This window comes from Arthrobacter sp. B2060 (assembly GCF_059090445.1).
In genome coordinates this window covers 1-17,834 of sequence record NZ_JBNHFR010000011.1, presented here as the reverse complement: position 1 = coordinate 17,834, position 17,834 = coordinate 1, and the positions used below count along the sequence as shown (strand labels likewise).

The 17,834-nt window shown below is 62.3% G+C and carries 15 protein-coding genes and 1 pseudogene; 4 read left to right on the top strand and 12 right to left on the bottom strand.

The genetic code is table 11. The features are described from left to right. The first annotated feature begins 22 nt into the window (after positions 1–22). Positions 23–997 (top strand): GlxA family transcriptional regulator, encoded by a 975-nt coding sequence (locus tag AC5RUM_RS17255; RefSeq protein WP_494036095.1) that lies wholly within the window; start codon positions 23–25, stop codon positions 995–997. Between the two features lie 61 nt (positions 998–1,058). On the opposite strand, the gene AC5RUM_RS17250 is transcribed toward AC5RUM_RS17255, so the two are convergent. The 5 genes from AC5RUM_RS17250 to AC5RUM_RS17230 all read right to left on the bottom strand — a co-directional run bounded on the left by AC5RUM_RS17250 (position 1,059) and on the right by AC5RUM_RS17230 (position 6,249). After that, positions 1,059–2,216 carry an NAD(P)/FAD-dependent oxidoreductase gene (locus AC5RUM_RS17250; RefSeq protein WP_494036094.1) on the bottom strand — a complete coding sequence of 386 codons (1,158 nt, stop codon included), beginning with the start codon at positions 2,214–2,216 and terminating at the stop codon, positions 1,059–1,061. A gap of 139 nt (positions 2,217–2,355) precedes the next feature. Beyond that, entirely contained in the window at positions 2,356–3,036 is a 681-nt protein-coding gene (locus AC5RUM_RS17245) for an aspartate/glutamate racemase family protein (RefSeq protein ID WP_494036093.1), read from the bottom strand. A 391-nt stretch (positions 3,037–3,427) separates the two neighbouring features. After that, positions 3,428–3,790 carry a cupin domain-containing protein gene (locus tag AC5RUM_RS17240; RefSeq protein ID WP_494036092.1) on the bottom strand — a complete coding sequence of 121 codons (363 nt, stop codon included), beginning with the start codon at positions 3,788–3,790 and terminating at the stop codon, positions 3,428–3,430. Positions 3,791–4,669: 879 nt separating this feature from the next. Next, positions 4,670–5,017, bottom strand: a complete 348-nt coding sequence (locus AC5RUM_RS17235) for a cupin domain-containing protein (protein WP_400581264.1) — start codon at positions 5,015–5,017, stop codon at positions 4,670–4,672. A gap of 299 nt (positions 5,018–5,316) precedes the next feature. Then, positions 5,317–6,249, bottom strand: a complete 933-nt coding sequence (locus AC5RUM_RS17230) for a LysR substrate-binding domain-containing protein (protein WP_494036091.1) — start codon at positions 6,247–6,249, stop codon at positions 5,317–5,319. A 168-nt stretch (positions 6,250–6,417) separates the two neighbouring features. Between AC5RUM_RS17230 and solA the strand changes: the two genes are divergently transcribed. Together solA and AC5RUM_RS17220 are read left to right on the top strand one after the other, a co-directional pair. After that, complete coding sequence (gene solA, locus AC5RUM_RS17225) at positions 6,418–7,602, top strand: N-methyl-L-tryptophan oxidase (protein WP_494036090.1); 1,185 nt, start codon at positions 6,418–6,420, stop codon at positions 7,600–7,602. Positions 7,603–7,692: 90 nt separating this feature from the next. Beyond that, complete coding sequence (locus AC5RUM_RS17220) at positions 7,693–8,367, top strand: haloacid dehalogenase type II (RefSeq protein ID WP_494036089.1); 675 nt, start codon at positions 7,693–7,695, stop codon at positions 8,365–8,367. 41 nt (positions 8,368–8,408) lie between these two features. Here AC5RUM_RS17220 and AC5RUM_RS17215 read toward each other — a convergent pair. Together AC5RUM_RS17215 and AC5RUM_RS17210 are read right to left on the bottom strand one after the other, a co-directional pair. Next, a pseudogene (locus AC5RUM_RS17215) lies at positions 8,409–8,555 on the bottom strand (IS3 family transposase); the annotation flags it as partial. A gap of 34 nt (positions 8,556–8,589) precedes the next feature. Continuing rightward, entirely contained in the window at positions 8,590–8,790 is a 201-nt protein-coding gene (locus tag AC5RUM_RS17210; protein WP_494036088.1) for an AsnC family protein, read from the bottom strand. Between the two features lie 157 nt (positions 8,791–8,947). On the opposite strand from AC5RUM_RS17210, the gene AC5RUM_RS17205 reads away from it, so the two are divergent. Next, complete coding sequence (locus AC5RUM_RS17205) at positions 8,948–10,642, top strand: SulP family inorganic anion transporter (protein WP_494036087.1); 1,695 nt, start codon at positions 8,948–8,950, stop codon at positions 10,640–10,642. A 163-nt stretch (positions 10,643–10,805) separates the two neighbouring features. Here the strand turns inward: AC5RUM_RS17205 and AC5RUM_RS17200 are convergent, their stop codons facing one another. The 5 genes from AC5RUM_RS17200 to AC5RUM_RS17180 all read right to left on the bottom strand — a co-directional run. Beyond that, complete coding sequence (locus AC5RUM_RS17200) at positions 10,806–12,494, bottom strand: APC family permease (RefSeq protein ID WP_494036086.1); 1,689 nt, start codon at positions 12,492–12,494, stop codon at positions 10,806–10,808. Between the two features lie 563 nt (positions 12,495–13,057). After that, the gene (locus AC5RUM_RS17195) at positions 13,058–14,698 is read right to left on the bottom strand and encodes a GMC family oxidoreductase (RefSeq protein WP_494036085.1); all 1,641 of its coding nucleotides are present in this window, start codon (positions 14,696–14,698) and stop codon (positions 13,058–13,060) included. Further along, positions 14,699–16,195: an aldehyde dehydrogenase family protein gene (locus AC5RUM_RS17190; RefSeq protein WP_494036084.1), complete on the bottom strand. Its 1,497-nt coding sequence runs from the start codon at positions 16,193–16,195 to the stop codon at positions 14,699–14,701. It abuts the gene before it with no gap. 390 nt (positions 16,196–16,585) lie between these two features. Further along, entirely contained in the window at positions 16,586–17,176 is a 591-nt protein-coding gene (locus tag AC5RUM_RS17185; protein WP_494036083.1) for a TetR/AcrR family transcriptional regulator, read from the bottom strand. A gap of 191 nt (positions 17,177–17,367) precedes the next feature. Continuing rightward, positions 17,368–17,834: aminotransferase class III-fold pyridoxal phosphate-dependent enzyme (locus AC5RUM_RS17180; protein ID WP_494036082.1), on the bottom strand; the 467-nt coding region annotated here is incomplete at its 5' end.

The following is a 17,834-nucleotide window of genomic DNA, read 5'->3' as shown; positions in this document are numbered from 1 at the left end:
CAAAACTATCTAGGAGCGGTGCATGCTGATCGCGGTGTTCGCCTTTAACGACGTGACAATGTTCCACCTCGCAGTTCCGCAGATGGTGTTCGACGAGGTCGCGCGCCAGGGACTCGCTGAGTGGAAGACCGTTCTTTTCTCCGACCAGGAGGGCCACATTCGAACAACGGAGGGCTATCTGCTGGGAGAGGTCCAGGGTCCGAAAGCAGCGGCAGACGCGGACGTCGTCGTCGTACCCTCGTGGTTCGACGACGGCCGCGCTTCCAGCGAATCACTGCGGCAGGTCCTTCAGCAGGCACATGAGCGGGGCGTGACAATCCTGGGGCTTTGCCTTGGCGCTATCCCCGTTGCCGACGCTGGTCTGCTTACCGGACGTTCTGCCGTCACGCATTGGCAGGCCTTCAGTTCCTTCGCTGTCCGGCACCCTGATGTATTCCTCGATCAAACAGTGCTGTACATCGATCATGGTGACGTGTTGACGTCAGCCGGCACGGCGTCCGGACTCGATGCGTGCCTCCATCTGGTGCGGGGCCGTCTGGGTGCGGAGGCAGCGAACCAGGTTGCACGCAGTCTGGTAATCGCCCCACACCGGGAGGGCGGACAGGCGCAGTACATTGAACACCCGCTTCCGCCCCGCTCCTCAGACGACCCGATGGCGCGCTTGCTCGAGTGGGCATTGGGCCGCCTGGGTGAGCCCCTCGACGTCGATCGCCTCGCCGCCCAGGCGCATATGAGTCGTCGAACCTTCGTCCGCGCCTTCCGGGCTTCAACAGGGGCGACCCCGTCCGCCTGGATACGCACGCGACGGCTCGATGCCGCCCGGCGGCTGCTTGAAACCACCGACTTGTCCGTTGATCAGGTTGCCGCTGATTGCGGCTTTGGCAGCGCCGTGACCCTCCGACAGAACTTCGCAAGGGCCTTTTCCACCACGCCGACGGAATATAGACGCCACTTCGACGCCCAGCTCAGCCGGGGTCCCTCACGCTCATTTGCTTGAGTCCCCATAGCGTGAGCTCGGGGGCAGCGTAATCCAGCCAGAGGGATAGCGGCGCTGTTCTCTATTGCTGCCCGGGATGACGGGGTGCGGCCAAGACCTGGTGAGGGTAGCCGTCCAACAGCCTGGTGGGCCGGAATTCATCGAAAAGCGGCTCGGGCTCACCAAACACCTCAGCTGCGACTGCCGGTCCCAAGAACGGGGCCAAGGTCACGCCGCTGTGAGTAGCGACGAGGTAAAGCCAAGACCTGGACGGGACGGCACCGATGATACTGTGCCCATCAGCAGGCATTGCTCGGACTCCGACACGGAGTTCGGTGATACGAGCGTTTCCCGTATTCTTCAGGATCTCTTGGAGCCGGTGGATAAACTCGCGTGCCAAATCCGAATCGATGGCAGGGACAGTATCAGCTGTCGCGGTCGCATCAAGATCGAGTGCCTGCAGCAACAAGCGCCCCCCGCCACCGGGGCGGATATTAAGCCTCGGGCTGGTCAGAATCCGGTCTATGGCTACAGGCAGGGGGTTCGTGACGGCAAGATACCCCACTGTCACATCGCCCGGCTCCTGGTACTCGGCGACAACCGAACCCAATCCTGCGGCTTCTGTGATGTCGTTCGTCCAGCGTCCAACGGCACTGATCACTTGATCCACAACGGCACTGGTGCCGTCGCTGAGGATGACGTTCACGCCCTCAGCAATCTCTTCAAATGATTCCACGGCCGCTCCGACGCGGAGACGAACACCGAGGTCTTTGGCACGCTGTAGTTGATGACGAATGTAAAGGGCAGGGTAGCAGTGTGCTTCATTCGGGGAGTAGGCTACTGCGGTGCAGTCCTTAGGAACGATCAGGTCCGGGATGAGTTCGCTGGCGGTTGAACTGCTGATGCCTGTGGCTTCGTATCCGAACTGACCCAGCCGTTCCAATCGGCGCTGGAGTTCGTTGGCGTGCCCAGGCGTAGCTGCGAGTTCGATGTGACCGGTGGGTCGAAACCAGTCCGCGCCGGTGCCGGCAAGGCGGTGGTGTGCTTTAAGGCCGGCGCGGTTTAGTTCGTAGTAGCTCATGGGTTCCCTGCCATTCGAGTTAACCCATGCGTAAGAGGTCGAGGAAGTCCCGGAGCCCGGGGCGTTCTTGTCGATAAGAGTTACATCAGCACCACGGGCAGCTGCCTCGGAGGCGATGGACACGCCGATGATTCCTGCTCCGATAACAGCTATTTTCATGGATAACTCCTGAGGTGGTGGTTTCCGTTATCAGCCATGGCACGGCGGGGGAGATGCTTGGCCACATGGTGAAATCTCCGGTGCTGTCGCCAGCAGCCTCGGCATCACCACAGCTCCTGAAATCGTCAGCGATAACTGCTCATGAGTCTTTGGAAGGGAAAAGAGCGCTGAGCTGGGTCATCCCGGAGTCGGGGGAAGTCAGGACGGTTGGTCCTCCAGGCTGGTCCTTGCTGTGCTCAATGACCCGGGCCATGGATGCTTGGGCGAGAACGACGACATCGCACTCCGCCGCCAGCTCAGAGAAAGCGGCGAGAACCAACCTGTCATGCATCGCCCGGTCACCCGCGCGCAGGGCGGAGAAAGCGCCGTCGACAATTCTGGCGGTAATGATAGGCGTTTTGTTCTGACTCGTGGCTGAATCTTGGACGAGTCTGGTGGTGGGTCCAAGCGTCGCAGACAGGGTCGCGAGCACGCCGACCCGCTCGCCGGATTGTACGGCGAGCGTGGCCATTGGAGTGTCGATTCGCAGGACAGGAATGGAGACGAAGTCGGCGGCGGCGGTTGCCGCTTCGCCGATGGAGGAGCAACTCACCAACAGTGCCTGGGCACCTGATTCCTCGGCGTAGCGGGCATAGTTGACCAGCCGCCGTCGAACACGTCCTGGCGTTGTTCCTTTGGCAATGGTGTCTTGGAGCAATGACTCGTCCACGTAGTGCAGGACACGGAGGCCGGGAACCGTGTCCTGGGCCCGGGCTTCCATGTCCGACACCAGGCCGGGCACCGTGTGCAGCATCGCGATGGTGTTCAAGGGTGAGTTCATGATTTTCTTTCTGACGGAGACGGCCGATAACTGCGGCTTGACTTTTGTTCGGGTGCAGGGGCCGGCGCCCACCCGGCCTGGAAGGTAGGACTTGTCATGATTGGGTTTCCCTAGTTGAGCGCCGTTATCCCGACTCCGGGTTGTCTCTGGGGGCACTGCCGCCGGCTGTGCTTCCAGCCAGACCAGCGTACGACACAAGAAGATGCTGATTATCGGCTCAAGAGGGAACGCATTATTTCTGGAAACGAAAGAAGTAGGGGATGCTCGGCGTCAGGGCATAAAAATTGCTCCCCGGGAGTCGGGACTGATCTCTCAATCCAACTTCCGGGGAGCAGTTCAGCGTGATCAGGGACTCTTGCCCGCTAGGTTTCGCCTTGTTGATCTTCCGGGATTATTCGGCAGCGGCAGGAACATCCGCCACAACCCACATCTTGCGGACCGTTTCGTGGATGGTCCAGTGACCCTCCCAGCCAGCCGGGGTCACGAACAGGGTGCCGGGTCCGATATCGAAGCTGTTGCCGTCTGGTTCGGTAATGGTTCCGCGCCCACTCAGGATCTGGCAGATCTCGTCGTAGCCGGGACGAGTGCTCTTAAATTCTCCCGGTGTTACCTCCCAGATGCCGGTCTTCAGGCTGTCCCTGTTCCAAAGACGGAAGGACGCTTCGGTTTGCCCGGCCTGAATCGCGGTTTCCTTGGGTTTGTGCTCGCCTGGGTCCGCGGTTGTTGCATCGCTCATGACGGTCGCTTTGACCATAGCTGCTCCTTCTCGTCTTTTACTCGTTGATGCGTCGTCCCGATTCCGGGTTGCTTACTTAAAGCCAAACGAACGTACCAGACAAGAAGATGCGGGTTAACTGCGCTTGAGGCAATGCATTTTTTCCAAGGGAGAAAGAAGCAGCATGCGGGCCGTCGATCGACGGCCGTCTACGCCAGAGGCAGGGGCGTGGCACGATGCCTGCCGGGTGGTTGCTTGCGCGAGCGGGCAGGCGCATTCTTGGTGTGGGGTGAGCGGCGGACGGGCTGCAGGGTTTCGACTGGGCCCACTCCGATCCGGCACTACCGCGGTCGTGGACCACGCCCGCGATGCCCCTGGCATTGTGCACGCGAGATATCTGGACCACATTTCTTAGGCACCGCGGCCTTCAATCGATAGGGCTTACCTCCAGCTTCTTTCGTTCTTGGAAACAATGTATTGCCTCAAGTGCGGTTAGTCCTGCGCTTCTTGTCTGGTACGTTCGTCTGACGGGTAGCAAGTCAAAGGCGGAATCGGGACGTCGCATTCAACGAGTGAAAGACGGGAAGGAGCAGCTATGGTCAAGGCGACTGTGATGAGCGATGCAACAACCGCAAATCCGGGGGAACGCGCGCCCAGGCAAAATTCGGTTACGCCCGGCCAAGCCGCTGTGTCCTTTCGCCTTTGGGCCAGGAACGACTTCAAGGTGGGTCTCTGTGAGGCAACACCGGGAGTGTCCAAGGCTATCCGGCCCAATGGCGAGACGTGCAAGATTCTGAGTGGGTCCGGCACCATCTGGCCGATGACGCGACTTGATCCTGCTGCGGTGCCGGAGACGCGAGCGGGCCGCACCCTCTATGAGGGTACGGCCCGCCAGTCTAGCGACAGATCAGACGACGATCAGTCGAAGCCGTGGCAGTAGACCTTGCGAACGGTCTCAAGGACCTCCCAGCGGCCCGTCCAGCCCTTGGGCTGCACGACAACGTCGCCGGCAGTGACCTCATACACGTTGCCAGTGCCATCGTCGGTGACCCTCACGCGGCCGCTCACGATGTAGCACAGCTCGGTGTCCTCGCGGGGGGTAATGTTCCAGCCGCCGGGCTGGCACTCCCAAACACCGGTCTTGACCTCGGTGTCGAACTTCAGGATTGCTGTCTTGGGGTCACCTGAGTCGTAGCCGGCGCGGTGGCCATTGGGCTCGAGCTCGCCCTGAACCTTTGCTGCAGGGACATATACGTATGGACGCATGATTTTCCTTCCACGGGGTTGTGAATTGTTGACGATTCTACTCTATCGATCAGTAGGGGTCTATCGCACTCCGGTCCAAAACCGCCCTTGACACCGTTGCCGTCGGCGGCGTCCCCTAAAGCTCAGGCCGGCGTCCTCGAGAGGGCGCCGGTACAGCTCTATGATCGTCGTCGTCGAGGGCGCCCTCGGCCTCCACGACCGCGCCCCGTGGCGCATAGGCGGGGGTCGCCACGATCCAAGACGCACGATTCAAGACCACGGCGCACGACGCTACGGCGTGTCTTCTAACCGCTTGAGCCTCAGGGTGATGGCATCGGCGCGTCGTTAGACTGAGAACCTATCCTCCCCGCAAGGCCGTGCCGAAGATGCTCAATGGCCGCGGTGATCCTCTGGGGTGTCCTGGCCGTGGCGGGGTAGAGAGCGTAAATGTCGGCGCTGGGGGTCGGGACGTCTGGAAGGACCTGCTGAAGTACTCCCTGCTGGATCAGCGGGTTGACGTGCCACGTGGAGCGCATGATCAAGCCGAGGCCCTGGATACACCAGTCGGTCACAACATCCCCGTCGTCGCTGATCATGCTTCCCCTGACGTCAACGTACTCCTGCTCCTTCTCGCCAAAGCGCCACAGTGAGTAATCGCCGTTGTTTTCGCGTAGGACTATGCAGTTGTGCCGTTCCAGGTCCCTGATGGTCCGCAGCGGCGGGGCGCTGTCAAAGTAGCTGGGCGCCGCGCACACAATCCTCCGGTTCCGTGCCAGGAGTTTTGCCTTGAGCCTGGAGTCCGACAGTCCTCCAACACGGATGGCGATGTCGAAATTTGTACCCGAGATGTTCAAGGGCAGCGGAGAAAGCTCCAGGTCTATCTGGATCATCGGGTGCTGCCGGACGAACTCCCCCAGGAGCGGCGCAATGTGCTTACGGCCGATCCCCAGGCTCGAATGCACAGTAATGCGTCCCTTGAGCTCACCATGCTGCATGGACAGAGCTTCTTCGAGATCAGTTTTCTGCTGCAGGATGGTCAAGGCGCCTGTCGCATACAGTTCCCCTTCTTCGGTGAGGGTTAGCCGACGGGTGCTGCGCCGGACCAGTGGGACCCCAAGCCGCGACTCAAGGGCGGTAAGGCGTTTGCTCACCGCTGACACCGACTTTCCCCAGTTCCTCGCCGCTTCAGTAAGGCTCTGGGAACGGGAAATCTGTTCAAAGAACTCCAAGTCATCGATCGATGTGAGGTCCATTTAGTACTTCTTTCGTTTTTGGCAACAATGCATTCTCTCATGCGCTCTTATTCAGTGTCTTCTTGTGTCGTACGCTGATCTGACTGGAAGCACAGCCGACGGCAGCCCTTCAGAGGCAAGCCCGGAATCGGGACAACGGCGTGCAATAAGGGAAAGCAAGGTAAAAGCATGACTGCACTCGAAACGGATGTCGTGATCGTCGGAGTCGGCTCCGTAGGAAGCATGGCCAGTTGGCAGCTCGCCTCCCGTGGTCAGCGGGTCATTGGAGTAGACAGGTTTTCGATCCCTGGCCCCTTCTCTGCCTACGCCGGCGAATCGCGCCTTTTCCGCAAGGTATATGCGGAAGGCGGGCACTACACGCCCCTCTTGCAGCGGTCACAGGATCTGTGGCGTGAACTGGAGAAGATCAGCGGGACCCGGCTGCTCAACACTACGGGCGCTGTCACGATATACGACGAGCGCAATCCGCGGCTGGCATCGCTCCTTGCAGCCGGGAAAGACAATGGCCTTGACTACGAGTTTCTCCGGGGCGGCGAGGCCAGGGCTAAGTACCCTGAGCATGTGATCAGGGACACGGATGTCACGATCCTTGATCCGGAGGGCGGCTACCTGAAGTCTGAGAGGGCCGTGACAGCGGCCCTGGCCGAGGCCACACGGCTTGGTGCCAAGTTCTTGGGAAACCGGAAAGCGCACAGCGTGGAGCCGTACGGTGACCGGTACATCGTGCGGACCGATCAAGAAGAAATCATCGCCTCCCGGGTGATCATCTCGCAGGGGAATGGTGCGGGAGCAGTTTGCAAGGAACTCGGTGTTCACCTTTCCGTTCGGCCGCAGATCCTGTCATGGTTCCCCGCTGCGGACCCGGCAGCATTCTGCAGGGAAGACATGCCGGTCTTCCTCAGGAGGGCGGAGGAAGACGGAAGGTCGGACAACGCCCAGTTCTACGGGTTCCCGAGCGCTGACGGTTGGACAGTGAAAGTCGTCGCTAGCATATTTCTGGACGAGGTTGAGTCCATGGAGAAGCCTCCTAGTTGGGATCCTCAGCATTTGGACACCATCCGGGCATGGGTCCGGGAATTCATTCCGGGACTGACTCCTGACCCGGTGCGGGTTGCCACATGCGCAGACGGTCATTTACCTGACATGACCGCGCTGTTCGGCACAGTGCCCGGAATGGAAGGCGTCGTCGTGGCGGCCGGGTTCTCCGGCCACGGATTCAAGATGGCCTCTGCGCTCGGAGCTATAACCGCCGAGCTCCTGCTGGACGGAGCAACGGCCACCGACGTCAGCTTCATGAACCCAGCGCGGTTCCTCGGACCAGACACACGGCTCACGTCACTGGCGCTGAGCTAAGTATCAATCATTCAGTAAGGCGATCCGCTAGGTGTCGCCATTGTTGAAACAGCCCCTGAAAAATACAAGATAACAAGGAACGGAATAATCATGGCAGACACGAACTTCCGGCCGAAGTACATCTCTTATGATGTCTACGGCACGCTGATCAACTTCAACATTTATCCCACCACCCAGCGCCTGCTCGATGGCCGCATCCCAGACGAGCAGTGGTTGGCCTTTAAGAAGATTTTCCGTGCATACCGGTTCGACGAGGTCAATGGCGACTACAAGCCCTACGAGCAGATCCTTCAGGATGCCTTTGACCGCGCATGTAAGCGGTTTGGCCTTGGGCCGACCCCCGGTGCCGGTGCAGAGCTGGCTGAGGCTGTACGCAACGCCGTTGCCCACGAGGACGTGCCGGCTGCGCTGAAGCTCCAAGGCGACAACTACAAGCTGGTGGCTCTGTCCAACGCGGACGACAGCTTCCTGGACATCAGTATTCCCAAGCTAGGTGCAGATTGGCATGCCGTGTTTACCGCTGAGCAGGCCGGGGCCTACAAGCCGCGCCTCCAGGCGTTCGAGTACATGCTTGACCAGCTCAATGCGACCCCGGCGGACTTCCTGCATGTCTCCTCGCACCCCCTGTACGACCACATCCCGATGCACAACATCGGTTTCCGAGACCTTATTATGCTGGACCGTGGCGCTGAGCCCTTCGCTCCGGGCTACGACATCTTCACTGTTAAGTCCCTGGACGAGCTGAACAAGCACCTCGGTCTCTAAACCCGGTTCTAAATCCTAGAGCGTCAGTCAGGTGACAGTGCCTAGGTCCCGGCATGTCTAAGTGAGACGGACTGGCTCTCCAATAGTGCATAAGCTGCGAGGGTCTGAGCACGGTATTGCACCGGGCTCAGACCCTTGAGCTTTGTTGAGATTCTTTCGATGTTGTACCAGCGGATGTATTTGTGCAGTGCCGCGGCCGGGGGAGTATCGCCGTCGGTTGCGTTACTGTTTGCCGTACTTCTTGTGCACTGCCTGCTTGCTGATGCCCAGGCAGAGGGCGATCGCCTCCCAGGAAAGACCTTCCTGCCGCGCCCTGCGGACAAGCGCAGCCTCTGCCCGCCCGACCTCTTTTTGCAGCTCCGCAACGGCGGAGAGCGCCTCTGCGGGCCCCTTTCCATCCATTGAGCCCACAAGGGCTTTCATTCGGTCCACCTCCATGGTGTCAACGATAGTTGACGCCCTTTCAGGCGTCAACGCACATTGACGATGCCTACGCCAACCCCTTTGTGGCATTTCATGGATTGCCCAAGGATAAGAAGTACGCTGCTGTCCTGAGTACCGGAGGAGACCGGAGGGACGCATGGCCGCAAAGGATGGTTCCGAAGCCGCGCTGAAAACCAATCCAGCCAATGGATTCCGTCGGAAAAACGTAGTGCCGGATGTGACTGCCGGGCTATTGCTGTGCGCCTTTCTGGTTCCTGCAGGCATGGCATACTCCACAGCCTCCGGCCTGCCGCCGGTGGCCGGGCTCTACGCCTCGATCGTCTCCCTCATCGTCTACGGCCTGATCGGTCCCTCACGCGTACTGATCCTGGGCCCGGATTCAGCGCTGGCTCCCCTGATCGCAGCAGCTGTGATTCCCCTGTCAGGAGGCGACCCGCGCCGGGCCCTCGCACTGGCCGGGCTGCTGGCAATCTTCGTCGGCGGCTTCCTGATCCTGGGCTACTTCCTGAAGCTTGGCTTCCTGAGCAACTTGCTGTCCAGACCGATCCGAACGGGTTACCTGGCCGGGTTGGCCGCCGTCGTCGGGCTGAGCCAGTTGGCGGGTCTCCTCGGCAGGGATTCCGACGGCGCCAATGAGCCTTGGAGCCAACTCTCCTCCGCTATGGACCGCTTGGTGCGGGGCGATTTCAATGTCGTCGCCGCACTCATCGGTGGCGCAACCATCGTCATACTGCTCATTGCCGCTCGACTCCCGCCGAACTTCCGGCTCCTAGGCATCATTGTGACGGTTGGGGGTTCCATGCTGGCGTCCGCGACCCTTGGCCTGGACAAGACGCTGCCCGTTGTGGGCGCACTCCCATCTGGCCTCCCCATGCCCGCGCTTGGCGGGTTCGGCTGGGGAGACGTTACCGCACTGGCAGGTCCCGCTGCCGGAATCGCCCTGCTCGCCTTTGCCGATACCGCTGTTCTCTCCCGCAGCCTTGCCCAGCGCAACGGCGCGAGGGTGGATGGGGGCAAGGAAATGCTGGCTCTGGGCAGTGCCAACGCAGCTGCCGGTGTCCTGGGCGGGTTCCCCATCTCCGCCAGTACATCCCGCACGCCGGTGGCCTTGAACGCCGGCGCACGCACCAGGTTAGCTGGCCTGTCAGCGGGAATCTGGCTACTGGTATTCATGTTGACGTTGCCTGGGGTGACCGCCCACCTGCCCTCCAGTGTCTTGTCAGGCGTCGTCATTGTGGCAGCGGCTTCAATGGTAGATATCGGGGGCATGAAGGGCCTGATCAGAAGCAGCCGGATCGAAACCGCCCTCATGACTGGGACGTTCGTGGGCGTGCTGGTTCTCGGAGTCCTGCCGGGCGTGGTCCTCGCAGTCGTGTTGTCGCTTGCTGTGTTCGTCCAGGCAGCGTTTTCTCCTTACCGGACCGAACTGGTTAAGGTCGAGGGAAGGCCGGGATTTCACGATATAACCCGCCATCCGGAGGGCCGAAGGATTCCTGGGCTGGCCTTGATCAGGTTCGACGCGCCGCTGTTCTTCGCCAATGGTCAGGTCTTCGTCGAGCACGTTCGGGATATCGTGGACGTCTCGCCACAGCCGGTCCACTGCGTCATTGTGGCCGCCGAGGGCATCACCGGCGTGGACACCACCGCCGTCGAGCACCTGGTTCAGTTGGACGAAGACTTGGAGCACAAAGGCATCAGCCTGGTCTTTGCCGAACTTAAGGGGCCAGTGAAGGACAGGCTGGCTAAATTTGGATTGGCCGACCGCTTCGACCGGTCCCACCATTTCTCCACCATCGAGAGCGCCGTAGAGCACTTCAGCGGGCAATCATGATGTTGCAGGACCTTTCGTCACCGCGCCGTTCCAGCAAGCACTAAGAGTCCAGAGGCAGGTGGGGGAGAGACGCCCGGCGGGCACCCCTCCGCCGGTGACGCTGGCGAAGAGATGCCCGTCCGGGGCTGCGGGTGCTGGTGCTCAGTGACCTCGCGAGCGAATCCTATGATCCATTCTTTGATGTCGCACTATTGACCGTCAGCGCGTCAGGGATCTCACTTTCAATGTCCGCGGAGGACCACGTGGTTCCGGTTTGGATAGGATCTGACGCCAGCTCGGTGGCTGCCGAAGTTACGGTTTGGGCGGAGCCCGGCGACGGATGTCCTGCGGCGGCCGCGGCGTGCTCGGCGAGGACGCCTGTCTGGTGCCGGATCTTCACACGGTAGAGCAGCGCGCCGCCGATGGTGACGGCAGCGACGAACATGACGCCGCCCCACTGCAGGTACCACTCAAAGGGCGGCATCGAGTTGTAGATCTCCGGCCGAGGCCAGATCAGGTTCAAGGTCATTGCCCCGCCCCAGAGCACCGCGAGGATGTTCACGGGCAGGCCCCATTTGCCGAGGCTGAATCCCGCTTCTGCCCCGTCGTCCTGCAGAGGCCACTTCTTAAGGAACCGCCGCCGCAGCATCGGCACGGTGACCAGCAGGTAGGACAGGTAAATCAGGACGATGCTGATGCTGGAGAGAATGGTGAAAATCGCCGGCTGGGAGATGTTAACAATCAGCGGCATGATCGCGATGAGTCCAATCACGATGGCAGCGACAGTGGGGGTCTTCCGCTCGGGGTGGACCTTGCTGAGCTGCCGGCTGAAGGGCAGGTTGTTGTCCCGTGCCATGGCGAACATCATGCGGATGGCGGCGGCGTGGACGGCGAGCGTGCAGACGATCACGGCCACGACAATGCACACCAGGAAAGCCTTGCCGAACGGCCCGCCCAGCACGGAGAGCACGATGTACTGCAGACCGCCGTCGGCGGCCCCCAGCTTAGGGTCGTTCAGGTCAGGGGCGGCCAGGAGACCGCCGAGGAGGATCAGGCCGCCCAGCACGAAGGACGCGGTGATTGCGCGGAGGATGGCTTTGGGAGCGGTCTTTTTCGGGTCCTTGGTCTCCTCGCCGAGGGAGCTGGCTGTGTCGAAGCCATACATCACGTAGCCGGACGCCATGGCGCCGATGAGGAACACCCCGAAGAAGCCAAGGTCATGGCCCTCCCCGAAGCCTGCGGTGTCGAAAAGGACCTCAGGCCCGCGCACCACATGCCAGGCAAGGGCCAGGATGAGGAGCACGGCAGCGGCGAGCTCCACGAAGACACCGATGCTGTTGATCCTGGTCATCAGCTTCACGCCGAAGGCGTTGATCAGCGTAGAGATGCTGATCATGATGCTGGCCAGCAGGACGCCGTTGACGGCGAAGTCGTACGGGCCCGTTCCGTCTCCGATGATCTGGAAACCGGACCAGATCTGCGGCAGGGTGAGCTGCAGCGCAAGGGCCACGGCGCCAAGCGCCACGATCGAAGAGATCAACAGCAGCCAGCCGGCCAGCCAGGCGAAGGTCCCTGACGAGAGCTGTTTGGCCCAGTTGTAGACCGACCCGGCCACCGGGTAACGGCCGGCCAGTTCAGCGAAACACAGGGCCACCATGAGCTGGCCCGCGAAGACGAGGGGCCAGGACCAGGCGTAGGCCGGTCCGGCCATGGAGAAACCAAAGTAAAACAGTTGAAAAACACCGGTAAGGATGGAGATGTAACTGACGCCGGCGGCGAAGCTGGCGAACTTGCCAATGCTCCGGTCCAGGGTCTGGGCATAGCCGAACTCGTCCATGCCACTTGAATCAGTACTCTTGCTCGGTTCCAACATCTGAACTCCTAAGTCAGAAAAGCACGGTGGTGATGACCCGCGGCCGCCATTGGACGCGGGCGAAATCATCGGCCGGCCCCCGTGTGGCGGGTGCTCGGGCGTTTTCCCCCAAATTGTTGATGCCTAGCCGGCTGCGCCTGCCCCCGTTTCCTCAGCGGATGAGGCAGGCCAGCAGTTGCGTACGGGCTCGACGTGCCGCGGATGTGCATGCCTCCGGTACTCGTCGAGGCCCGCTGCCGAGCTCAGTCGGCTCCTCGTCGGGGACAGAGAATCGCATTTCCGCGGTGTCCCCTAAGTGTGGCGTAAGTCATACGATGCAGACTAGTTGATGTTGAACATGTGTTCAAGACTTGTGGATGAACAAATGTCCAGATTAATTGCGCCTCGTGCCGCCGGGATGGAGTGGCCGAGGAACGACGCGGGCAATGTCCGCGACTGTTTAGCCGGGCGCTGTGGATAAGCGTGGACCGGCGCTGGTACTGAAAACGCGCGTGGAGGGAGCTTGGAGCACCCTCCACGCGTTCGCCTTGCCAGCGCCGGATCCAACTGGGGCGCGCTGCCGGTCAGGCGAGGGACGCGCTGAGCTCAGCTTCCGCCGTCGTTGTTTCGCCAGCCCGGCTGGCGCGGATGAGGTCAGCGCAACGTTCACCGATCATCATGACGGTGATGTTGGGGTTGACCGTGACGTGCTCAGGCATGACAGAGGCATCGGCGACGCGCAGGCCGGTGACCCCCTTGACCCGCAGCTCGGGGTCGAGAGGCGACATGTCGTCGTAGGCCGGTCCCATGCGAACGGTGCCGACGGGATGGTAAACGGTATTGTGCGTCTTGCGGATGTAGTCCTGCAGTTCTTCGTCAGTCTGCGCCTCGATTCCGGGGGATAGCTCGCGGCCGGTCCATCCGGCCATGGCAGGCTGGGCGGCTATTTCGCGGGCCTTGCGGATACCGGCGACCATGACGCGCATGTCGTGGCCCTCGGGATCGGTGAAGTACCGCGGGTCGACCGCTGGCTTGTCGCGGAAGTCGCGGCTGCGCAGCCGGACGGTGCCGCGGGAGCGGGCGTGCGTGACATTCGGGGTGAGGCTGAAGCCGTTCTCCGTGGTGGGGTAGCCGTACCGCAGGGTATTCATGTCGAACGGGACGGAGCCGTAGTGCATCATCAGGTCCGGGCGGTCCAGGCCGTCCTCAGTTGGCGTGAAGATGCCGATCTCCCACCACTGCGTCGACGTCTGCACCATCGGCTGCTTGGCCTCGAACTGCACGACGCCTTCGGGGTGGTCCTGCAGGTGCTCGCCGACACCGGGGGAGTCGACCAGGACCTCGATGCCGTGTTCGGCGAGGTGCCCGGCGGGGCCGATGCCGGAGAGCATGAGCAGCTTGGGCGAGTCGATGGCGCCGGTGGACAGGACGACCTCGCAGCGGGCTGAGAGCCGGTGGGTCCGGCCGAACGCCGAGTCCACGACGTCGACGCCGGTGCAGCGCCTGTCAGCGTCGAACACCAGTTGACGGGCGCGCAGCCCGGTCAGCAGGGTGAAGTTCGTGCGCTCGATTATCGGGTGGATGTAAGAGACTGAGCTGGAGGAGCGGGTGCCGTCCGCGCGGCGGTTGATCTGGAAAAAGTTGGCGCCGTTGATCACGGTGGTGCCGCTGTTGAACTTTGCGCGCGGAATGCCTGCCTGTTCGCAGGCGTCCAGGAGCGCGACGCCGGCGGGGTCCACCGGGGGCACGTTCATGAGGTGTACGGGGCCTGAGGCACCGTGGTGCGGCGCGTCCGGGCCGGCGTCCTCGTTTGTCTCCAGCCGCTGGTACAGCGGCCAGGCGGCCTCAGCATTCCAGCCGGTGGCGCCGTATTTGGACTCCCACTCGTCCAGGTCTTCGCGCGGGGCCCAGAAGGCGATGCAGGAGTTGTGGCTGGAGCAGCCACCCATGACCTTCGCACGGGAGTGGCGCATGAAGGAGTTGCCGTTCTCCTGCGGTTCGATGGGGTAGTCCCAGTCGTAGCCGGATTCCAGCAGCTCCATCCAGCGGTTGAGCTGCAGTACCTCGGGCACGCCGCGGTCGTCCGGGCCGGCCTCCACCAGCGCCACGGACACGTCCGGGTCCTCGCTCAGGCGCGCGGCGACCGCAGCGCCGGCGGATCCGCCGCCGATGACGATGTAGTCGAACTCGCGGTCGGTGAGGTTCTCCACGTTGTCGATGTGCATCTAGTTCTCCTTGCCGTGGTCAGCGAACCAGCCGGTTACCTGTGGGCTGGTGTTCTGGTAGATGTGTTTGGGTTCCTGGTATTCGGCCAGGCCGGTCGGGCCGAGCTCGCGGCCGACGCCGGACTGGCCGAAGCCGCCCCACTCGGCCTGCGGGAGGTAGGGATGGAAGTCGTTGATCCAGACGGTGCCGTGCCGCAGCCGGCCGGCCACGCGCTGCGCCTTGCCCGCGTCCTGGGTCCAGACAGCGCCGGCCAGCCCGTAGATAGTGTCGTTGGCGGTCTCCACGGCCTCGTCCTCGGTGCGGAAGGTCTCGACGGTCACTACCGGGCCGAAGGCTTCGTCCACGACGACGGACATTCCCTTGTGTACGCGGTCCAGGACGGTTGGCTGGTAGTAGAAACCGGCGTCGTACTTCTCCCCGACAGGTGCCGCACCGCCGCACCGCAGCCGGGCACCCTCCTCCACGCCGCGCTGGACGTAGGCGTGGACCTTGTCCCGGTGGGCCGCGGAAATCAGCGGCCCGGTTTCGGCAGCCTCGTCGAACGGGCCGCCCAGACGGATGCCCTGCGCGCGGCGGACCAGTTCATCGACGAAGCGCTCGGCGATCGATTCCTCGACCACCAGCCGCGCTCCGGCGGAGCAGACCTGGCCCGAGTGCACAAAGGCTCCGTTCAACGCATTGTCGACGGCGGCGTCGAAGTCCGCATCGGCGAACACCACGTTGGGGTTCTTGCCGCCGAGTTCCAGCGCCACCTTCTTCACGCTGCCGGCGGCCGCCGCGGCAATGCGCTTGCCGGTCTCCAATCCGCCAGTGAAAGAGACCATGTCGACGCCGGGGTGTTCCGAGAGCGGTGCGCCCGCCTCCGCGCCGGCGCCGGTAACGAGGTTGGCGACGCCGTCCGGCAGGCCCAGGTCATGCAGGAGCTGCATGGCCAGGATGGCGGTGGACGGGGTCAGCTCGGAGGGCTTGAGCACGAAGGTGCAGCCGGCGGCCAGCGCGGGTGCGATCTTCCAAGCGGCTTGAAGCAGGGGGTAGTTCCACGGGGTGATCATCCCGCAGACGCCCACCGGCTCGTAGACGATCCTGCTGACGACGGCGGGGTCCCCGGCGTCGACCACGCGGCCCGCCTGCTGCCCGGCAAGCCTTCCGAAATATTCGAAGCAGGCGGCGATGTCGTCGATGTCGATCCGGCTTTCGGCGATCCGCTTCCCGGTGTCCAACGACTCGGCGCGGGCGAACTTCTCGCGGCGTTCGCGCAGTTCCGCGGCGACCTTGATCAGGAAGGCTCCGCGCTCAGGGGCCGGGACAGAGGCCCAGGTGCCGGAGTCGAAGGCAGCACGGGCCGCAGCGATGGCGCGCTCGGCATCTTCCCGGCCGGCCTCAGACACTGTGGCGACCAGTTCGCCGTCGGCGGGGTTGCGGATCTTGCGCACCGCGCCGGACGCCGCCGGCTCCCACGAGCCGTTGATGAACAGGGTGGATGCGGTTTCGGTCATAGTGTCTCCTTTAGTAGTGCGGCGACTAGTAGTACGACGGCGACAGGCTCATCGACGGTCTTGCAGTCGGGTTTCCAGTCCGCCTTGGGCGGGAAGCAGCCACGGGGTTATAGCCATGGCTACTTCCAACCGCTGTGCCGGTCCGTCAGGTTCTTCTGGACCGGGTAGGTCTGATACTTGAAGCTGCGCTGCCGTGGTTGTCCGTGGGCAGCCCGCCCACCAGGAGCATTCGGAGCTGGACTGGTGTGGCGTGGGTCATATAAAGCAGAATAGTTCAGGTTGAACAACTGTTCAAGACCTGCGCTGAACAAATGTTCAAGAATAATCGCGCGGTCCACGCCGGGCGAAGTGGGCTTGGGACCTCTGAGACCTGACGCGCAGGCCGTGCGTTTATCGCGAAGCGGCGAAGGCGATCTGCTCCGTGCGGGCGATGCTTCGCTGGATGGATGCTTTGTCCACGCCAAGGAGTGCTGTCAGCCACATGCCGTTCTGCACGACGACAATGTCGGCGGCCCGCTCCCTGCATTCATCGCGGGAAAGTTCGGGCTTAGCATTCCCAATCAGCGTAGCGAGCCCATCGAGATACCGTTCGAACGCTGCCGCATTGATCAGTGCAAAGTCTTCATGGGCCTGCGCGAGAGCCCACAGGTGGAGACGCAGAGACAGATATCGTGTGGTCAGGAATTCCGCGGCCGCAACGCGCCGGAGGGCTTTACGGAGCTGTTCGTCCGGGGGCGACCCTGGGTCGGGCGCGACCAGCATAAGATCGTGCTCGTCCATCCGGTGCAAGGCAGCACGGATCAAGCTCGACTTGTCTTCGTAGTAGTAATTCACGAGCCCCAGTGCGACGCCGGCTTCCCGTGCCACAGCCCGCATATTGACACCTGAGATGCCGTGGCGCGACAGCAGGTCCAGCACCGCTTCGAGAATGCGCGACTGCCTGCCAACCTGTTCGCCGGGGTTCACGGTGCTTGTATCCACCCGGCCAGACTATTGCGAAACCTGAGAGAGTGCATCTCGCTAACCTCGCGCGGGCGGGTCGCGTGCCTCTCGTCCAACGCTGGACGGGCGCGAATCCGGGCGTTTAACGCTTTGAGGAGTGCCTTCACGGTGGAAGGCACTCCCTAAGCAGTTGGTGTCAGCACGTACGCCGACCGGTTTGATGTTGAGCCTTAGCGCAGTTCCTTGAAGGCCCGACCCAGTGCTTCGATCAGACGATCGGCATCATTCATGGAGAATGGCATCGGGGGGCGGAGTTTCAGGACATTACCCTGGGCGCCGCAGGCCGAGATCAGAATACGTTCTTCCCGGAGCCTATTTACGATGCCAGCGGCCGTATCGCCGTCAGGGGTTAGCGTGGAGCGATCAGTCACCATATCGACTCCAACGAACAAGCCGCTTCCGCGGACTTCGGCGACCTGGTCCAGACCCTGAGTGAGGTCCTTCAGTTCGGTGATGATCTTTTCGCCGACCTTGAAGGCATTTTCCATGAGTGATTCGTCGCGGATCACGTCCAGGACGGCCTGGGCGGCGGCGATGGCGACGGAGTTCCCGCCGAAGGTGTTGAAGTAGCGGATGTTCTTGCCGAACTCCACCAGCAGTTCGGGCTTGAAGATGGCTGCCGCGACGGGGATGCCGT

Bases quoted from the DNA above. Each gene is read 5' to 3' on its own strand.
- AC5RUM_RS17255 (WP_494036095.1), top strand. From the start codon at position 23: ATGCTGATCGCGGTGTTCGCCTTTAACGACGTGACAATGTTCCACCTC.
- AC5RUM_RS17250 (WP_494036094.1), bottom strand. From the start codon at position 2,216: ATGAAAATAGCTGTTATCGGAGCAGGAATCATCGGCGTGTCCATCGCC.
- AC5RUM_RS17245 (WP_494036093.1), bottom strand. From the start codon at position 3,036: ATGAACTCACCCTTGAACACCATCGCGATGCTGCACACGGTGCCCGGC.
- AC5RUM_RS17240 (WP_494036092.1), bottom strand. From the start codon at position 3,790: ATGGTCAAAGCGACCGTCATGAGCGATGCAACAACCGCGGACCCAGGC.
- AC5RUM_RS17235 (WP_400581264.1), bottom strand. From the start codon at position 5,017: ATGCGTCCATACGTATATGTCCCTGCAGCAAAGGTTCAGGGCGAGCTC.
- AC5RUM_RS17230 (WP_494036091.1), bottom strand. From the start codon at position 6,249: ATGGACCTCACATCGATCGATGACTTGGAGTTCTTTGAACAGATTTCC.
- solA (WP_494036090.1), top strand. From the start codon at position 6,418: ATGACTGCACTCGAAACGGATGTCGTGATCGTCGGAGTCGGCTCCGTA.
- AC5RUM_RS17220 (WP_494036089.1), top strand. From the start codon at position 7,693: ATGGCAGACACGAACTTCCGGCCGAAGTACATCTCTTATGATGTCTAC.
- AC5RUM_RS17210 (WP_494036088.1), bottom strand. From the start codon at position 8,790: ATGAAAGCCCTTGTGGGCTCAATGGATGGAAAGGGGCCCGCAGAGGCG.
- AC5RUM_RS17205 (WP_494036087.1), top strand. From the start codon at position 8,948: ATGGCCGCAAAGGATGGTTCCGAAGCCGCGCTGAAAACCAATCCAGCC.
- AC5RUM_RS17200 (WP_494036086.1), bottom strand. From the start codon at position 12,494: ATGTTGGAACCGAGCAAGAGTACTGATTCAAGTGGCATGGACGAGTTC.
- AC5RUM_RS17195 (WP_494036085.1), bottom strand. From the start codon at position 14,698: ATGCACATCGACAACGTGGAGAACCTCACCGACCGCGAGTTCGACTAC.
- AC5RUM_RS17190 (WP_494036084.1), bottom strand. From the start codon at position 16,195: ATGACCGAAACCGCATCCACCCTGTTCATCAACGGCTCGTGGGAGCCG.